We start from the raw sequence: 15,821 nt of genomic DNA, 5'->3' as shown, positions 1-15,821 counted from the left end.
CCTGTCAGGTCCCCAATACCCCTCCTACCTCCGAATCAATGGCGACTCGGACGTTTCTCAAAGGACCGCTGATTTCTCGAACGACGAGATAACCTCGCAGGCGGTCAGGTAGGACAAGGGGGGAAGCCATGGTCGCCATCCTTGGTCGCAGCCGCGCGCATGTCCGCCTGCTGGACATGGTGTCCTCCGCCGCGACGCATGACGTCGAGGTGTTGATCCAAGGGCCCAGCGGGGTGGGCAAGGAGCTGTACGCGCGGCTCATCCATGAGCGCAGTCATCGGACCGCGCAGCCCTTCATTCCGGTGAACTGTGGCGCGGTGCCTCCGGAACTCTTCGAGAACGAGCTGTTCGGGCACGTGAGCGGCGCCTTCACCGGAGCCAAGGCACGCGCCCAGGGGCTGGTGGCCGAGGCGGAGAACGGCACGCTGTTCCTGGACGAGGTGGATGCCCTGCCGCTGTCCGCGCAGGTGAAGCTGCTGCGGTTCATCCAGCAGAAGGAGTATCGGCCGCTGGGGGCGTCGCGCGCGTTGCGCTCGAACGTGCGGATCATCGCCGCCACCAACGCAGACCTGCTGGCGGAGGTTCAAGCAGGCACCTTTCGCTTCGACCTCTTCTTCCGCCTGCGGGTGGTGCCCCTGGAGGTGCCCGCGCTGCGTGAGCGCCCCGAGGACATCCCGCTGTTGATGGAGCACTTCCTCCAACGTTACGCCGCCGAGTATGGCAAGGCGCCCGTGACCTTCTCGGATGCCGCGTTGGAGCGACTGCGGACCTATTCCTGGCCCGGGAACGTGCGCGAGTTGGAGAACTGCGCGCGCTGTCTGCTGTGCACTCGCGCTGGCTCCAGGGTGGACGAGGGGGATTTGCCGCTGCTTCCCCAGGCGAGAGCCACACCGGAGATGGAGCCGCGCCCGCGCTCGTCAGCACAGCGCGAGCCCTTTCATGAGGCCAAGCGCAAGGTGGTGGATGCCTTCGAGCGAGCCTATGTCGAGGAGTCTCTCGTCGAGCACGCCGGCAACATCGCCGCCGCCGCGAGAGCCAGCGGCAAGCACCGCCGCGCGTTCTTCGAGCTGATGCGGCGGCACGGGCTCACCCTGCGCACGCGCTGATCACCTCGTCGTACGCGGCTTGTTTCCCTGCTCATCTTCAAGCAGGGGGAATGACATGTTCGCCCCGGCTCGCGCGGACTTCCTCCGTGCTCGAGCTGGCGCGGCTCGCACGCGCCCACGCGGATCCGCGGCCTCGCCACGAGCAGGCCAGCGGCTCCGCTCCGCGCTCGCGGCACGGCCGGCTTTCACTTTTCTGATCCGATGCGATGGCACGGGGCTCCGCGCCCGCGCGGCTCGCCACGGCCCTGCTCGCGACTCGTGATTCCTCATGTCTCAGGGCGGGCGGACGTGTGCCTTCGCGACGGTGGACCTTTTCATCCACCCCACCGTTCCGAGCAAGCCCGCGAGGTTAGGCGCGGAGGGATGGATGCTTTCATCCACCCTGCCGTCGCGCAGCGCTCCGCGAGACGTAGCAAGTGCGCGCAATCCCGTGGATCCACCACGAAAGCAGGCGTGGCCCAGCAGTTGCTGTGGAGCAGCGAACGCTCGGCACGAACTCCAGGGAGGGTTCGTGGCCTGGATGGCGCGGCGCACGGGGGACACAACGGGTGGCGACGTACGCGGCAATCGCATCGGTGGGGCAGGCCATCCTGGCGCTGCTCGAGCAATCGTGCCCGAAGCCGGAGTTCGAGGGCGCGAAGTTCGAGCTGTATCAGGCGGGCGACTTCAAGACGCCCATGGACGAGGGCATCTCCCTCTACCTCTACCGTGTTGCGCCCAGCACCGTGCGTCGCAACCTGTCCGGACGCGAGGACGCGCTCGGCCGCCGCGCGAGACGGCCGCTTCCGTTGGACCTCTGTTACCTCCTGACGCCGTGGGCGAAGTCCGCCGCGAAGCAGCACCGATTGCTGGCCTGGAGCATGCGAACGCTGGAGGACACCCCCACGCTCACCGCCAGCTTCCTCAATCACCACGGCCGCCCCGAGCCCGACACGTTCCTCCCGGATGAGACGGTGACGCTCGTGCAGGACACGCTCTCCATCCAGGACATGCTCAATGTCTGGGAGGTGGGCAAACCCAACATCCAGGTGTCCGCGACGTACATCGCGCGCATGGTGTTGATCGAGTCCGCCATCTCCGACACACAGGGCCCGCCCGCGCAGACGCGCGCCTTTGGCCTGGGGAGGACCGAGGGATGAGGCCCGCTCCGCGCGTGCTGGAGACGCTGTCGCGCGTGGCCCCCTTGGGCGTGCGCTTCCGCGACGAGTTGATGGGAGCGCTCGTGGGCGACGGGCTCGACGTGAGCGCGTACCCGGAAGGTCAGCCTCACCTGCGTCGCCGGTCGATGCTCAGTCGCTCGGGGGTGCATGTCCTGTCGGATCTGCCGGGGCTGCGCTCCTTTGAGATTGGTGGCGCGGAGATGGGGGAGGCCGCGTGGTGGGCCCAGCTCCCGCCGCGCCAGCCCTTCACCGTCGAGGTGGAGGATTCATTGGGACGCTTCCTGCCGTGCTCGTTCCGCGCGGAGCTGCCCTTCCGTGGCCTGTTCGAACTGGAAGAGGGCTCACCGCCGGGCTCACCGCCGTCTGTCGCGGGGCCTCCGTCCGTGCCGTTGTTCTCCGCGCCCGCGCGTGTCACCGGCACACCGCTGGCCGTGCTCCGCGCCGAACTCTGGGACACGCAGGCCCAAGCGCCCGCGGCCTGGGCGCGCGTGGAGGTGACTCCGGAGGGAGGCTCGGCCTCTCGCGGGGTGACGGATGCCCAGGGGCGTCTCGCCCTCTTCTTCCAGTACCCCGCTCCCGTGGACCTGCCCCCGGGCTCGTTCGCGGATGCGTCGACGCTGCCCTCGGGTCCGCCGTTGCTCGAACAATCGTGGGCGCTGGCGGTGCGAATCCACTACGCGCGGCGCTCGCCCGTGCCCGCGCGTCCTGACCTGCGCGTCACCCTGTCCCAACCATCCTCGTGGGTCTGGCCGGATACGGGCACCTCGCTCGAGCTGCTCGAGCCCACGCTGCGATACGGCCAGGAGCTCGTCCTGAAGACCCAGGGCGCACCGCGTTCCCGGCTGTGGATCACGCCCACGGGTTCACCTCCCTAGGAAAGACCGATGCCCGAATATCTTGCTCCCGGCGTATTCGTCGAAGAGACCTCGTTCCGTGCCAAGTCCATCGAGGGCGTGAGCACGACCACCACCGGCTTCGTGGGACCCGCGCGCTACGGGCCCGTGGACCTGGAGCCGGACCTCATCACCAGCGTGGTGGAGTTCGAGCGCGTCTATGGCAACCGCCGCCAGCTCGACTTCAAGAAGGCGGGCACGCTCCACAACTACACGTGGCACGCGGTGCGCGCCTTCTTCGAGGAGGGGGGCAAGCGCCTGTACGTGGGCCGCGTATTCCGCCAGCTCGATGACACGACGTACAACGGCATCGACGCGACCATCGACATCACCACGGGCTCCGTCCAGAGCAGCTACAACGACGGGCACGCGCGAGCGCTGCTGGAACCCGGCGCGACGAACAAGAAGAAGACGCTGCTGCTCACCGCGCGCTATCCGGGCTCGGCGGGCAACCTGCGCGTGCGCTTCTCGCTGCGACTGGGCCAGAACGTCCTGTCCTTCGAGGGCACCACGCCGAAGGTGGGCGCCCTCCTGGAGAAGGACGTGGTGCTGCTGCGCGACACCAAGTCGCCGCTGGCCAGCCCCGTGGGCGCCGGAGAGTTCTATCTGGCGACCTGGAGCGAGGACGCCCAGGACTGGACCTTCACCGGAGGCCCCGGCTCGCCCATTGCCCTGTCCAGCCTGACCCAGGACGAGGGCTACGAGCTGCGCGTCCTCACCCTGACGGTGACGGCCATCCCCACGGATGAGCCCGCAGCCTCGCAGGTGTGGGACGGCCTGGCGCTGGATCCCTCGCATGCGCGCAACGGCTCGGCGGACTCGCTCACCGACCGCTTCCTCATCGATGCGACCCAGCCCGCGAAGAACCGCGACGTGCCAATCATCATCGCCACGCAGCAGCTCAAGACGGGCCTGGAGGTCCTCCAGGCGTTCCTCGACGCGAGCCTCGCCAGCCCGGTCATGAGCCCCGCGCTGGAGCTGGCGCTGGACGATCCCGACTCACCCGAGTCCCAGCGCTCGCTGGAGGTGCTGCTCAAGGGCGGCGTGGACGGAGAGCGACCCCAGGGCGATGACTACCTGGGCCGGCAGGTCCCCAACACCACGCGCAAGACGGGCCTCGTGCAGTTCGAGGACCTGGAGGACATCTCCATCGTCGCCGCGCCCGGCTCCACCTTCGGCTACGAGAACGGCTACGGCATCCACTCGGCCACGGTGCTCAACGCGCTCATCAGCCACTGCCAGCGGATGAAGTACCGCATCGCGGTGCTCGACAGCGGCAATGGACAGACGCTGGGCCAGGTGCGCGCCCAGCGCGCGAAGATCGACTCCAGCTACGGGGCGCTCTACTACCCCTGGGTGAAGGTGTTGGATCCGGTGACGCGGCAGCCCATCTTCCTGCCGCCGAGCGGCTTCGTGGCGGGCATCTACGCGCGCAACGACGTCAACCGCGCTGTGTACAAGGCCCCCGCCAACGAGGTGGTGAACCTGGCGCTCGGCTTCGAGTCCAACCTGAGCAAGTCGCAGCAGGAGGTGCTCAACCCCGAGGGCATCAACGCCTTCCGCTACTTCGAGGGGCGCGGCTACCGGCTCTGGGGCGCGCGCACCGTGAGCTCGGATCCCGAGTGGAAGTACGTGAACCTGCGCCGCTACTTCGCCTACCTGGAGCGGTCCATCGACAAGGGGACGCAGTGGGCGGTGTTCGAGCCCAATGGCGATCAGCTCTGGGCGAGCGTGCGGCGCACCATCGAGGACTTCCTGCTCAATGAATGGCAGACGGGCGCGTTGCTCGGAGACAAGCCGGACAAGGCGTACTTCGTGAAGTGCGACCGCAGCACCATGACCCAGAACGACCTGGATAACGGTCGGCTGGTCTGCCTCATCGGCGTGGCGCCGCTGCGTCCGGCCGAGTTCGTCATCTTCCGCATCGGGCAGTGGACCGGAGACCGGAAGTAACCCGGGAGGACTGAGCAATGGCTGTCCAACGAGAGCGCCCTTATGTGCAGTTCAACTTCCTGGTCGACCTGGGAACCGGCAACACGGACGGAGCGGATGCCGGGTTCCAGGAAATCAGCAACGTGGGCATGGAAGTCACCGTGGCGGAGTACCGCAACGGCAACGAGAAGGAGAACAGCGTCCGGAAAATCACCGGTCTGAACAAGGCGACGGACGTCACCATGAAGCGCGGGGTGATTGGTTCGCTCAGCCTGTACCGGTGGTTGGATCAGCTCCGCAACGGCGATCCCAACGCGCTGCGCACCGTCACCATCCAGCTCCAGAACGAGGACCACACCGCGGTGGTGCAGACGTGGAAGCTCTTGCGTGCGCGCATCGTCAAGCACGTGAGCGGTCCCTTCAACGCGAAGGGCACGGACGTGGCGATGGAAGAGCTGACCCTCGCCTACGAGCGCCTGGAGATGGAGTGACGTGAGTCGCCCGGCCGCCAGACGCCTCCCCGGCATCCGCTTCGAGGTGCAGGCACCTCCCGTCGAGGAGGTGCTGCCCCGCATGGACGTGGCGGCCTTCGTGGGCTTCGCCGCCTCCGGACCGCTCCACGTGCCCGTGGCCGTGGAGGACCCGGCGGACTTCGAGGCCGTGTTCGGCGAGGCCCCCGCGCTGGCGAGGGACCCCGCGACGGGCGAGGTGGTGGTGGCCCACCTCGCCTCGGCGGTGCGGGCCTTCTTCCGCAATGGAGGTCGGCGTTGCTGGGTGGTGCGCGTGGCCGGGAACGGGGCGAAGTCGAACACGTTCCCCGTACCGGGACTGGTGCGCTGCTCCGAGTCCGGCAAGGTGACGGCGGCCGTGGCTCGCGCGCGCTCCGAGGGGAGCTGGTCCGACGACGTGAGCGTGGCCACCAGCCTCACGCGCGAGCTGCTCGAACTGGGCACGTGGTCCGCCGTGGGGACGGACGTCGTGCTGGAGGTGACGGTCCCCGGTGGCGTGGCGCAAGGCGATCTGCTCCGCCTCACCTTCGGCGACGGCTCGCTGGCGCTGCTCGTCCCCGTTGATACCGCCGAGTCGATCGACGCGACACAGACGCTGCTCATGCCCGGGCTCGCTCCGCGCCGGGTGACGCTGCGCGTGCGCAGTCCCCGCGCGCGCTGGCTCCAGACGGGCGTGGGCCTGGGTGCCCTTCCCCTCTCGGCGCAATGGACGCGCGGCGACGGACAAGCCGTGACGATTCCCGTGCTTCAGGTGGATGACCCGGGCGCGGCCTCGGAACGTCGAACGCTGACGCTCACCTTGGACACGTCGCCCGAGTTGGCGCCGGAGCCGGGCGCGGTGCTGCGCGTGGACGCCGCGGGCACGGGTGAGCACTGGCTGATGGTGGAGTCGCGGGTGCTCGGCCAGTGCCCCCACGCGGTCCAGGTGTCGGGCGTGGCGTCGCGCGTGCTCACCGCTCCGCCCCTGGATGTCTCGTCCACCCCTGTTTTCTGCGAGCGCCTGACGCTCAGCCTGTGGACGCGGCGTGGCGATGAGCAGCCGGCGCGTCTGGACTTGCTGGGCCTGTGCCCCGCGCATCCTCGGCACTGGGGTTCCCTGCCCACCGACGTTCGCCGGGCCTGGGACGAGGAGCCCGAGTCCCTCCCGGGGCGACTCCCCGAGGTGCGGCTGCCGGGCGACTGGCGCCAGGGCATCCCCGTGTCTCGCTTTCCCCTCGCGGGTCCTGGCCCGGAGGGTGAGGCCTTCTCGTTCCCGCTGGGGATGACGGACGTGCCTGGCGGCTGGCTCGGATGCGTGCCCCCTCCAGCTGACGCCTTGGTCCGCGATGGGCTGGATGACTTCGGCTCGGAGCTGTTCCTGGACCCCGACCTGCGAGAGCTGGGCACGGACACGCTGATGGCGCAGGCCTCGTTCATGCGCTACCAGGCCAGCCAGCCGCGCGCGCCCCGGGGCATCCATTCCCTGCTGTGGCGCACGGACGTCACGCTCGTCGCCGTGCCCGACCTAGTGCACCGCCCCTGGGTGCGCGAGCCCGTGGCCACCTACCCGCCCGCGCAGCCCGGCGTCACGCCTCCCCAGCCGGCCTGGGGGGCCTTCCTCGACTGCGCGCGCATGGCTCCGCCCGCCCCCACGGCCCTGCTCGCCGAGCCCTCCGCTCCCGAGGTCGGACAGTCCTTCACCGTGCAGTGGAATGCCGTCGCGGGACCGGACATCACCTACGTCCTCGAGGAGGCCACGCGCCCCGACTTCCGCGACGCGGCCGAGCTGTATCGCGGCGTGGAGCTGGCGCGGACGCTCCATGGCCGTACCCCTGGGAGCTGGTACTACCGCGTGCACGCGGAGCGCTCGGGCACTCCCGGCCCGTATGCGCCCGGCGTCCTCGTCTCCGTCGCCCCCGCCGTGCACTGGCGGCTGGAACCGGTGGCCTCCTACTCCGCCGAGCCGCTGCTGGCGGTGCAGCGAGCCCTGCTGCGCATGGCCTGCGCCCGCGGCGACATCCTGGCCGTGCTGAGCGTGTCAGCGCACTACCGAGAAGACGACGTCATCGCGCACGCGGGGCTGCTGCAGTCGCCCATGGCCGGTGCGTCCGAGGGCGTTCCAGCGCTGGGCTTCGCGGAGGAGAACGCGCTCAGCTACGGCGCGCTCTATCACCCGTGGACGTTCGTCTCCGAGGAGCAGCGCCCCGACGTTCCGCTGCGCATGCCTCCCGATGGCGCGGCGAGCGGAGTCCTCGCGCGGCGCTCCCTGGAGCGCGGCGCCTGGGTGGCTCCGGCCAACGAGCCATGGCGCGCGGTGGTCGCGCTCACGCCGCTCCTGGCTCGCGAGCGGTGGTTGGACCTTCAGGACGCCCAGGTGAACACCGTGCGACAGGAGCCTCGGGCCTTCCTCACGCTCGGCGCGGACACGCTCGCCGTGGACTCGGACGTGCGGCCCATTCATGTCCGCCGGCTGCTCAGCCTGCTGCGCCGCGCGGCGCTCAAGCTGGGCGCGGCGTATGTCTTCGAGCCCAACGACGCCAGCTTCCACCGACTGGTGCAGCGCGGCTTCGAGGCACTGCTGGGCGACTTGTTCATCCGGGGGGCCTTCGCGGGAACCACGCGCGAGGGTGCCTTCCAGGTGGTGACGGGCGACGCGCTCAACACCGCGGCCCAGACGGAGCAGGGGCGCTTCTTCGTGGAAATCAAGGTGGCGCCGTCCCAGCCGCTCACCTTCCTCAATGTGCGGCTCGTCCAGAGTGGCGACCGCGGGCTCGTCACGGAGGCGCGATAGCCATGGCCACCCCGCAGGACGAGACCGTCATCGCGCCCTTCACCGCCTTCGCGTTCGCGGTGGAGATCGAGATTCCCGACGTGGTGCCCAAGGCCTGCAGCGCGGCGTTCTCCGAGTGCGATGGCCTGGAGATGTCGATGGACGTGAAGACCATCCGCGAGGGTGGCAACAACGGCCGGCAGATTCGCCTGACGGGCGCGCTCAACTTCGGACAGCTCACGCTCAAGCGCGGCATGACCGCCAGCTTCGACCTGTGGGACTGGTTCGAGGAGATGCAGCGCCGGCCGCGACTGCGAGCCAACGCGGAGGTCGTCGTCTTCGCCCCCGGTCGCGCGCAGACCGAGCGCGCGCGGTTCGTCCTCTCGCGCTGCCTGCCCGTGAAGCTCAAGGCGCCGCCGCTCAACGCCAAGGACGGCATGGTGGCCATCGAGGAACTCCAGCTCGCCTATGAGTCGCTGACGCGCAAGCGACTGTCCCAGGGAGGTGCGTGATGGCCGAGCCCACGCCCCTGGCCAAGGCCGAGCTGCGACAGCTCGACGCCAACTTCGAGAATGAGATTGAGAACGACACCTGGGCGACGGTCCAGTTCAACCCCGAGACGCTGAAGGTCAGCTTCGCCAATCAGGTGCAGACGCCCTCGGGCGGCGGCGACCAGCGTGGCACGCCCGCGCGCCAGTTCGTGGGGGCCGGCACCACGAAGCTGGCGGTGCAGCTCTGGTTCGACGTGTCCGGACAAGCCGAGGGCCAGTCCGGCGCCGTGGACGACGTGCGGCAGCTCACCAAGAAGGTCGCCTTCTTCATCACGCCCAAGAAGGACGGCGACAAGTTCGTTCCGCCCGCCGTTCGCTTCGTGTGGGGCAGCTTCCAGTTCGACGGAATCATGGAGTCGATGGAGGAGTCGCTGGAGTTCTTCTCGCCCGAGGGCAAGCCCCTGCGCGCGAGCGTCTCCTTCGGGCTCACGCAGCAGAAGATCACCGCCTTCGTGTTTCGCCCCACGGACTCGCCACCGCCCAGCGCGCCCCGTGGGCCGAGCGGCCAGGCCCCAGGCACCGCGCCCATGACGTCCGCGACCCAGGGCTCGACCTTGCAAGGCATGGCCGCGAGCCAAGGCAAGGGCGCCGACTGGCGCGCCATCGCCAGCGCCAACGGCATCGAGAACCCCCGGCGACTGGCTCCCGGGCAGCTCATCGACTTGCAGGCCGGCGCGAGCGTCGGCGTGAAGCGCTAGCGGAGACACACACCATGGCCCTGGTCATCAACGAGATGGAGGTCACTCCCGAGCCCGCTCCCACTCCGGCGAACACCGGCGCGAGCGCCCCCGCGTCACCCGAGAAGTCTCGCACCCAGCACGCCACCGAGCTGTCCCGCTCGCTGGCCCGCCACCACGCCCGCGCCGAGCGCGTCCGCGCGCACTGACCCCGAGCCCCTCCACCCATGGCCGACGGAAACGACACGCGACTGCGCATCGCCCGGCCCACCTTCAAGGTGGACGGACAGGAGCAAGGACCGCTCGCGTCCGCGCTGCTGGAGCTGAGCGTGGAGGAGTCCACCGACGGGCTCTATCGCTGCGAGGCGACGTTCGGGAACCTCGGCCCCAAGGACGGCAGCACGGGCTTCCTCTACTTCGACCGGAAGCTGCTGGACTTCGGGAAGACCTTCTCCGTGTGGCTGGGCACCGATGTCCTCTTCGAGGGGCGCATCACCGCGCTGGAGGGACTCTTCCTGGAGAGCGCGCCGCCCGCCATCACCGTGCTCGCGGAGGATCGCTTCCAGGACCTGCGGATGACCCGGCGCACCGCGACGTACGTGGACGTGACGGACAAGCAAGTCATCGAGCGGCTCGCGGGAAAGCACGGCCTCACGCCGGACGTCCAGGTGCGCGGCCCCACCCACGCGGTCCTCGCGCAGGTGAATCAGAGCGACCTCGCCTTCCTCCGCGAGCGCTGCCGGGCCGTGGACGCGGAGCTGTGGATGGAGGGGCGCACGCTGCATGCGAAGCACCGCGCCGCCCGGCCCCAAGGCCAGGCGCTCAAGCTGGGAATGGGCAACGAGCTGCGCGAGGTGGTGGTGACCGCAGACCTGGCGACGCAGCGCTCGGCCGTGAAGGTGAGCGGCTGGGACGTGCACGCCAAGGACGCCCTCACCCACGAGGCGGGGCCGTCCGTCCTGGGCGCCGAGCTGGGCTCGGACGAGAGCGGCGCGAGCCTCCTCGCCGCGAAGCTGGCCGAGCGCAAGGAGTCGGTGGTGCACACCGTGCCGCAGAACAGCGACGAGGCGAAGGCCCAGGCCGAGGCCTGCTTCCGACAGATGGCTCGACGCTTCGTGGTGGCGCGAGGCACCGCGCAGACGGACGCGAAGCTGCGCGTGGGGGGACGGGTGGAGCTGTCGGGCGTGGGGCCTCTCTTCACGGGGACGTACACGCTCGTCGACGTGAAGCACGTGTTCGACGGTGCCAAGGGGCTGCGCACCGACTTCGTCGCCGAGCGACCGGGACTGGGGAGGCCGTCATGACGGAGCACTCGCCCTGGGAGCAGGTGGCGGACTCACGCGGCGCCCACGGACTGGGGGGCCGCTTCTTCGGCCTCTATCCGGCGAAGGTCGTGGACCTCAAGGACCCGAGCAACATGGGGCGCGTGAAGGTGATGCTGCCCTGGTCGCCAGATTCGGGCGGTGAGCAGTACACGGCCTGGGCGCGGCTGGCCACGCTGATGGCGGGACCGGGGCGCGGCACCTGGTTCGTCCCGGACGTGGGAGACGAAGTGCTGGTGGGCTTCGAGGCGGGAGATCCGCGCCGGCCGTACGTGGTGGGCGCGCTGTGGAATGGCAAGGACCATCCGCCCGAGGCCATGGACGCTGGGGGCAAGAACGCCCGCAAGGTCATCCACTCGCGCAACGGCGTGGTCATCACCCTGGACGATACGGACGGCCAGGAGACCCTCACGCTCACGACCCCGGGCGGTCAGACGATGACGCTGAAGGACGGGCCCGGCTCCGTGGAGGTGAAGGACAGCAACGGCAACTCGATCAAGCTGGAGGCGAGCGGCATCACCGTGACGTCGTCAGCGAAGGTGACGGTCAACGCGAGCATGGCGGAGATCTCGGCCAGCCAGCTCACCGTCAACGCGGGCATGTCTCGCTTCAGCGGCGTGGTGCAGGCCGACACCGTCATCACCAACAGCGTGGTCAGCGCCTCGTACACGCCGGGCGCGGGGAACGTGTGGTGATGGCCACGACCCTGCCCCATCCGGTCCAGTGGGTGACCGCAACGCCGCTCTGGGCCAGCGCCGGAGACGACGCCTCGCGCATGCAGGCGCCCGGGCTCCTCCAGTTCGACTCGGACCGGTTCATGGAGGAGCTGTCCGAGCGGCTCCAGGCCGAAGCGCGACCGGACCTGCGCGACATGGTGGCGAAGTACGAGAGCCACCGAGAGCGCTACCCCGGCGAGCCGGATGATCCGCCGACAACACCGCTCAAGCTCTACCAGCCGGCGCACGGGCGGTTCTATCTGGTCGCCGCCAGCCTCGTGTGCCGCCTGCCGGGGCTCCCAGACCACGTGGTGGACACCGCGCACGGCGACAAGGCCGCCTTCGTGCTGCGCCGGCGCGGCGCAGGGGGCATCGAGGAGGCGTGGGTCCCGGACACGAAGGACCCGCGAAAGAAGCTCCGCATCTGGCAGCCCCTGGCATCCGATCAAGCCTCGCGGCTCGCGGCGGGTGAGGAGCAGCTTCCGCTCTTCCCGGTGAACTTCGCGGTGGAGGGAAAGCGCCGACGCATGCTCGTCGGGCTCATCCCCACCTCCAGCCAGGCCACCTTCGAGGCGGCGGAGTCCTTCCAGCCCGCGGACCCGCAAGTGGCCCTGAAGGACGAGGCCGAAGCGAAGGTGGCTGGGACGTACGAACAGCTCAAGCGCTGGAAGGACCTGCCGGGCGGCACGTCCCAGGCCGAGCGCGACGAGCAGACCGCCGCGCAGCAGGAGGTCTCCCGGTTCCTCCTGCTCGACTTCGCCACGCTGCTGGCCACGCGCATGCCGGCCTTCTGGACCGCGCTGCCGGGGGGCACCAACCCGGGCGGCGCCTGCTCGGACCTGTACCTGCTGCTGGCCAACCAGCCCATTGTCCCGGGCTCGGCCACGACGTGGCGCGCCGCGCTCACGTGGGCTTGGGAGCACCGCGCGCAGCTCGGGCGCGGTGAGACCGCGGGGCTCGACTTCAACCTGCGCGCAAGCGGCGTGTCACCTGACACCCTGCGGGCCGCGTTGCTCGCGGCGGTGGTGACCGGGACGTACACGCTGCCGTCGGAGCCCGTGGCGGTGGCGAAACTCCAGGATCCAGGCGAGACGCACTACGTGCTGCGCTGCGTGTACCTGCGGCCCGCGTGCGGTCCGCTGTGTCCGCCCGTGGTGAGCCCCCCGACAGAAGACTTCCGGCTGGCGCCGTTCTTCGACCCGGATGCACCGGGGCGGCCGGTACGCATCGTGTTGCCAGTCGATACGAGCATCCGGGGGCTGCGCAAATTCAAGAAGAACGTCGGCTTCGCGTTGTCCAAGGGGCTGCGCAAGCAGATGTCTCGCGTGCAGGACCTGAAGAAGACGATGGACGGAGAGCTGGATGCCGGCACGTCGTTCAACCTGGGAGAGCTGTGCATGTTCTCCATTCCCATCATCACGCTGTGCGCGTTCATCGTGCTGATGATCTTCTTCAGCCTGCTCAACATCATCTTCTGGTGGATGCCCTTCCTGAAGATTTGCCTGCCGAAGGTGAAGGAGGGCTAGCCGCATGGACACCGGAAAGTTGCTCGGGCGTGGCATCAGCTTTCCTCCTCGGGTGGGGCCGGATGGACGCATCCAATGGTCCGAGGGCGAGCGCAACGTGCGCGAGTCCATCCAGGTCATCCTGGGAACGCAGCAGCGTGAGCGCATGCTGTTGCCGGAGTTCGGTGGGAGCCTGGCGCAATCGCTGTTCGAGCCGAACACGGTGACGACGCGGCATCAGCTCGCCGAGCGCATCAGCCGCGCCCTCGCTCGGTGGGAGCCGCGCATCGCGGTGGACTCCGTGACGGTGGAGCAGGACCCAGCGGACGCGCGGAGCGCCATCGCCACCATCACCTACAAGCTCGTCGCCACGGGGGCGAAAGAGCGCATCAACCTGGGCGTCACGCTCGCGGGATAAGACACCGTGCCACTGACCCTCCCCACGATTGACGACCGCACGTACCAGCAGCTGCTGGATGAGGCGCTTGCGCGCATCCCGCTGCACAACCCCGAGTGGACCAACTTCAACAAGTCCGACCCGGGCGTGACGCTGCTGGAGCTCTTCGCCTTCCTCACGGAGAGCTTGCTGTACCGCGCCAACCAGATACCGGAGCGCAACCGGCTCAAGTTCCTCCAGCTCCTGGGGATGCCTCTCCAGCCCGCCGCGTCCGCGCGGGGCATGGTCGTGCTGCGCAACGAGCGCGGTGGCGCGCCGCAGACGCTCACCCTGAGCGATGGCGTGGAAGTGCGAGCGGGCCAAGTCCCCTTCCGCACCGAGCGCGGACTCGACGTGCTGCCGGTGGAGGCGGCCTTCTTCTACAAGAAGGCGGTCACGCCCGAGGCGCGCGTGAAGGAGTACTACCAGCAGCTCTATGCGTCCTTCACCGTCACGCAGCCACCGCCCGCGCCGCTGACCAGCCTCCAGTTCTACACGACGACGCCCTTCTCTCCGCGCGGCACCGAGGCGCTGGACCTCGGCGCGGACGCGGTGGACCAGGCCCTGTGGGTCGCGCTGCTGCTGCGGCCCGCGGACAGGCGCCTGCCCGACGCGATAACCCACGCGCGTGAGGCGCTGCGAGGCCGCGTCCTGACGCTCGGGATCGTCCCCGCGGAGACCTCGAATGGGCGCTCACTTCCGCCGGGGGAGCGCGCCACGCCCACGGGCTCGGCGGTGCTCCAGTTCCAGGTGCCTCGGCTGCCGCCCAGCGGCGTGCTGCCCGAGGATCCGGCGCTGCGCAACGCGAGCTGGCGCACGCTCACGACCGTCGAGGTTCCCTCCTCGCCCACGGTGGTGGACATCGCTTTGCCCGCGACCGAGGAGGAGCTGCGGCTGTGGTCGAACCTCGACCCGCTGGAGGCGGGGACGCGGGACTTCCCGCCCGCGCTCGACAACGAGGAGCAAGCAGGCCGCGTGCTCACCTGGCTGCGCATCACCAGCTCAGCGCCGACCGCCACCCGGCTGCTCTGGGTGGGCCTCAACGCCGCGCCCGTCCGCCAGTGCGAGCAAGTGACGGGAGAGGTGCTGCCGCTGGGGACGGGCGAGCCGGACCAGAGCGTCAAGCTCGCACGCGTGCCCGTGGTGCCCGGCTCGGTGCGCCTCACGGTCTCCGTCAACGACGTGGAGACGGAGTGGACCGAGACCGATGACTTGATGAGCGCGGGCCCGGAGGTCGCGGTGCCCGACCCTCGCATGCCCCCGGGTTCGTGGGCCGCGAGCACGGCGCCCGCCAAGGTGTTCACGGTGGACTCGGAGTCCGGCGAGCTGCGCTTCGGAGATGGCGCGCACGGCGCACGGCCGCCCCTCGGATCCACGCTGCGCGCCAGCTACGACCACGGCGTGGGGCGCGCCGGCAACGTGGGGCCGGGCGCCATCGCGAGCGGGCCTTCGCTGCCCCCTGGCATGAGCGTGGAGAACCCGCTGGCCACCTGGGGCGGCGCGGACGCCGAGGACGCCCGCCAGGGTGAGAAGCACATCGCCCGTTACCTGCAGCATCGGGACCGGCTGGTGACGGCGCGCGACTTCGAGACGCTCGTGCTGCGCACCCCCGGCGTCGCCGTGGGGCGCGTGGAGGTGCTCCCCGCGTTCCACCCCGCCCTCTCCCCCAACGAGCCGGGCGATGCTCCGGGCGCGGTCACGCTGCTGGCCATCCCGCGAAACGCGCCGGACCCCTCGGACTCGGCCGGACCCGACAGCTTCCTGGATGCCATCGCCTGTTGGATCGCCCCGCGTCGGCTGGTGACGACCGAGGTCTTCGTGCGCCGGCCGCAGTACCAGCCCGTCTGGGTGACGGTGGGCGTGGACCTGGTGGCGGGCGTGTCCCAGGCGGTGGTGACGGAGGCGGTGCGCGCGGCGCTGGAGGAGTTCCTCTCGCCCCTGCCGCCGGAGGGCACCGACCTGCTCGATGCGCCGGCCAACCGCGGCTGGCCTCTGCGCAAGACGGTGGTCGCGCTCGAGTTGTCCGCCGTGTGCAGCCGCGTTCCGGGCGTTGCGTGGGTACGCGGAGTGCGGCTCGGACTCGCCACGGGCGCGGAGCAGGACAATGTGCCGCTGCGGGGCCTGCAGCTCCCTCGGCTCGCGGGGCTGTCCGTGGCCGTGGGGGATGCGCCCTCGCTCGATGCGCTGCGCGGCACGGGGCCGGTGGCCAGCGGGCCCCAGCGTCCGTTCGTCTCCGTCCCTGTCGTTCCCGAGGAGTGCCGGTAG

General features: G+C 69.8%; 14 protein-coding genes. All 14 read left to right on the top strand.

The features are described from left to right. Nucleotides 1–128 precede the first annotated feature (128 nt). The 14 genes from JGU66_25425 to JGU66_25360 all read left to right on the top strand — a co-directional run bounded on the left by JGU66_25425 (nt 129) and on the right by JGU66_25360 (nt 15,821). The gene (locus JGU66_25425) at nt 129–1,106 is read left to right on the top strand and encodes a sigma-54-dependent Fis family transcriptional regulator (GenBank protein MBJ6764129.1); all 978 of its coding nucleotides are present in this window, start codon (nt 129–131) and stop codon (nt 1,104–1,106) included. Between the two features lie 548 nt (nt 1,107–1,654). Next, nucleotides 1,655–2,245, top strand: coding sequence for a DUF4255 domain-containing protein (locus JGU66_25420; protein ID MBJ6764128.1), 591 nt, complete (start codon nt 1,655–1,657; stop codon nt 2,243–2,245). Then, complete coding sequence (locus tag JGU66_25415; protein ID MBJ6764127.1) at nt 2,242–3,141, top strand: hypothetical protein; 900 nt, start codon at nt 2,242–2,244, stop codon at nt 3,139–3,141. The genes JGU66_25420 and JGU66_25415 overlap by 4 nt, the downstream gene beginning before the upstream one ends. A gap of 9 nt (nt 3,142–3,150) precedes the next feature. Beyond that, nucleotides 3,151–5,112, top strand: a complete 1,962-nt coding sequence (locus JGU66_25410) for a phage tail sheath subtilisin-like domain-containing protein (GenBank protein ID MBJ6764126.1) — start codon at nt 3,151–3,153, stop codon at nt 5,110–5,112. Nucleotides 5,113–5,129: 17 nt separating this feature from the next. Further along, nucleotides 5,130–5,582, top strand: coding sequence for a phage tail protein (locus JGU66_25405; protein MBJ6764125.1), 453 nt, complete (start codon nt 5,130–5,132; stop codon nt 5,580–5,582). A gap of 1 nt (nt 5,583) precedes the next feature. Further along, on the top strand, nt 5,584–8,370 hold the full coding sequence (locus tag JGU66_25400) for a hypothetical protein (protein MBJ6764124.1): 2,787 nt from the start codon (nt 5,584–5,586) through the stop codon (nt 8,368–8,370). A 2-nt stretch (nt 8,371–8,372) separates the two neighbouring features. Then, complete coding sequence (locus JGU66_25395; protein MBJ6764123.1) at nt 8,373–8,861, top strand: phage tail protein; 489 nt, start codon at nt 8,373–8,375, stop codon at nt 8,859–8,861. Further along, nucleotides 8,861–9,598 carry a LysM peptidoglycan-binding domain-containing protein gene (locus tag JGU66_25390; protein ID MBJ6764122.1) on the top strand — a complete coding sequence of 246 codons (738 nt, stop codon included), beginning with the start codon at nt 8,861–8,863 and terminating at the stop codon, nt 9,596–9,598. Before JGU66_25395 ends, JGU66_25390 begins: the two co-directional genes overlap by 1 nt. Nucleotides 9,599–9,612: 14 nt before the next feature. After that, nucleotides 9,613–9,786 (top strand): hypothetical protein, encoded by a 174-nt coding sequence (locus JGU66_25385; protein MBJ6764121.1) that lies wholly within the window; start codon nt 9,613–9,615, stop codon nt 9,784–9,786. Nucleotides 9,787–9,804: 18 nt separating this feature from the next. Further along, the gene (locus tag JGU66_25380; GenBank protein ID MBJ6764120.1) at nt 9,805–10,881 is read left to right on the top strand and encodes a phage late control D family protein; all 1,077 of its coding nucleotides are present in this window, start codon (nt 9,805–9,807) and stop codon (nt 10,879–10,881) included. Then, complete coding sequence (locus JGU66_25375; GenBank protein MBJ6764119.1) at nt 10,878–11,594, top strand: type IV secretion protein Rhs; 717 nt, start codon at nt 10,878–10,880, stop codon at nt 11,592–11,594. The genes JGU66_25380 and JGU66_25375 overlap by 4 nt, the downstream gene beginning before the upstream one ends. Further along, nucleotides 11,594–13,141: a hypothetical protein gene (locus tag JGU66_25370; GenBank protein ID MBJ6764118.1), complete on the top strand. Its 1,548-nt coding sequence runs from the start codon at nt 11,594–11,596 to the stop codon at nt 13,139–13,141. Before JGU66_25375 ends, JGU66_25370 begins: the two co-directional genes overlap by 1 nt. 4 nt (nt 13,142–13,145) lie before the next feature. Next, a complete protein-coding gene (locus JGU66_25365) occupies nt 13,146–13,538 on the top strand; it encodes a GPW/gp25 family protein (protein MBJ6764117.1) in 393 nt (130 codons plus the stop codon). 6 nt (nt 13,539–13,544) lie between these two features. Next, nucleotides 13,545–15,821: a baseplate J/gp47 family protein gene (locus JGU66_25360; protein ID MBJ6764116.1), complete on the top strand. Its 2,277-nt coding sequence runs from the start codon at nt 13,545–13,547 to the stop codon at nt 15,819–15,821.

Source organism: Myxococcaceae bacterium JPH2, from assembly GCA_016458225.1.
Classification (GTDB): domain Bacteria; phylum Myxococcota; class Myxococcia; order Myxococcales; family Myxococcaceae; genus Citreicoccus.
Note: the sequence above shows the minus strand (reverse complement) of the source record. Positions and strands in the feature narration are given on the sequence as shown.

Bases quoted from the DNA above. Each gene is read 5' to 3' on its own strand.
- JGU66_25415 (MBJ6764127.1), top strand. From the start codon at position 2,242: ATGAGGCCCGCTCCGCGCGTGCTGGAGACGCTGTCGCGCGTGGCCCCC.
- JGU66_25380 (MBJ6764120.1), top strand. From the start codon at position 9,805: ATGGCCGACGGAAACGACACGCGACTGCGCATCGCCCGGCCCACCTTC.
- JGU66_25390 (MBJ6764122.1), top strand. From the start codon at position 8,861: ATGGCCGAGCCCACGCCCCTGGCCAAGGCCGAGCTGCGACAGCTCGAC.
- JGU66_25425 (MBJ6764129.1), top strand. From the start codon at position 129: ATGGTCGCCATCCTTGGTCGCAGCCGCGCGCATGTCCGCCTGCTGGAC.
- JGU66_25395 (MBJ6764123.1), top strand. From the start codon at position 8,373: ATGGCCACCCCGCAGGACGAGACCGTCATCGCGCCCTTCACCGCCTTC.
- JGU66_25365 (MBJ6764117.1), top strand. From the start codon at position 13,146: ATGGACACCGGAAAGTTGCTCGGGCGTGGCATCAGCTTTCCTCCTCGG.
- JGU66_25370 (MBJ6764118.1), top strand. From the start codon at position 11,594: ATGGCCACGACCCTGCCCCATCCGGTCCAGTGGGTGACCGCAACGCCG.
- JGU66_25385 (MBJ6764121.1), top strand. From the start codon at position 9,613: ATGGCCCTGGTCATCAACGAGATGGAGGTCACTCCCGAGCCCGCTCCC.
- JGU66_25375 (MBJ6764119.1), top strand. From the start codon at position 10,878: ATGACGGAGCACTCGCCCTGGGAGCAGGTGGCGGACTCACGCGGCGCC.
- JGU66_25405 (MBJ6764125.1), top strand. From the start codon at position 5,130: ATGGCTGTCCAACGAGAGCGCCCTTATGTGCAGTTCAACTTCCTGGTC.
- JGU66_25410 (MBJ6764126.1), top strand. From the start codon at position 3,151: ATGCCCGAATATCTTGCTCCCGGCGTATTCGTCGAAGAGACCTCGTTC.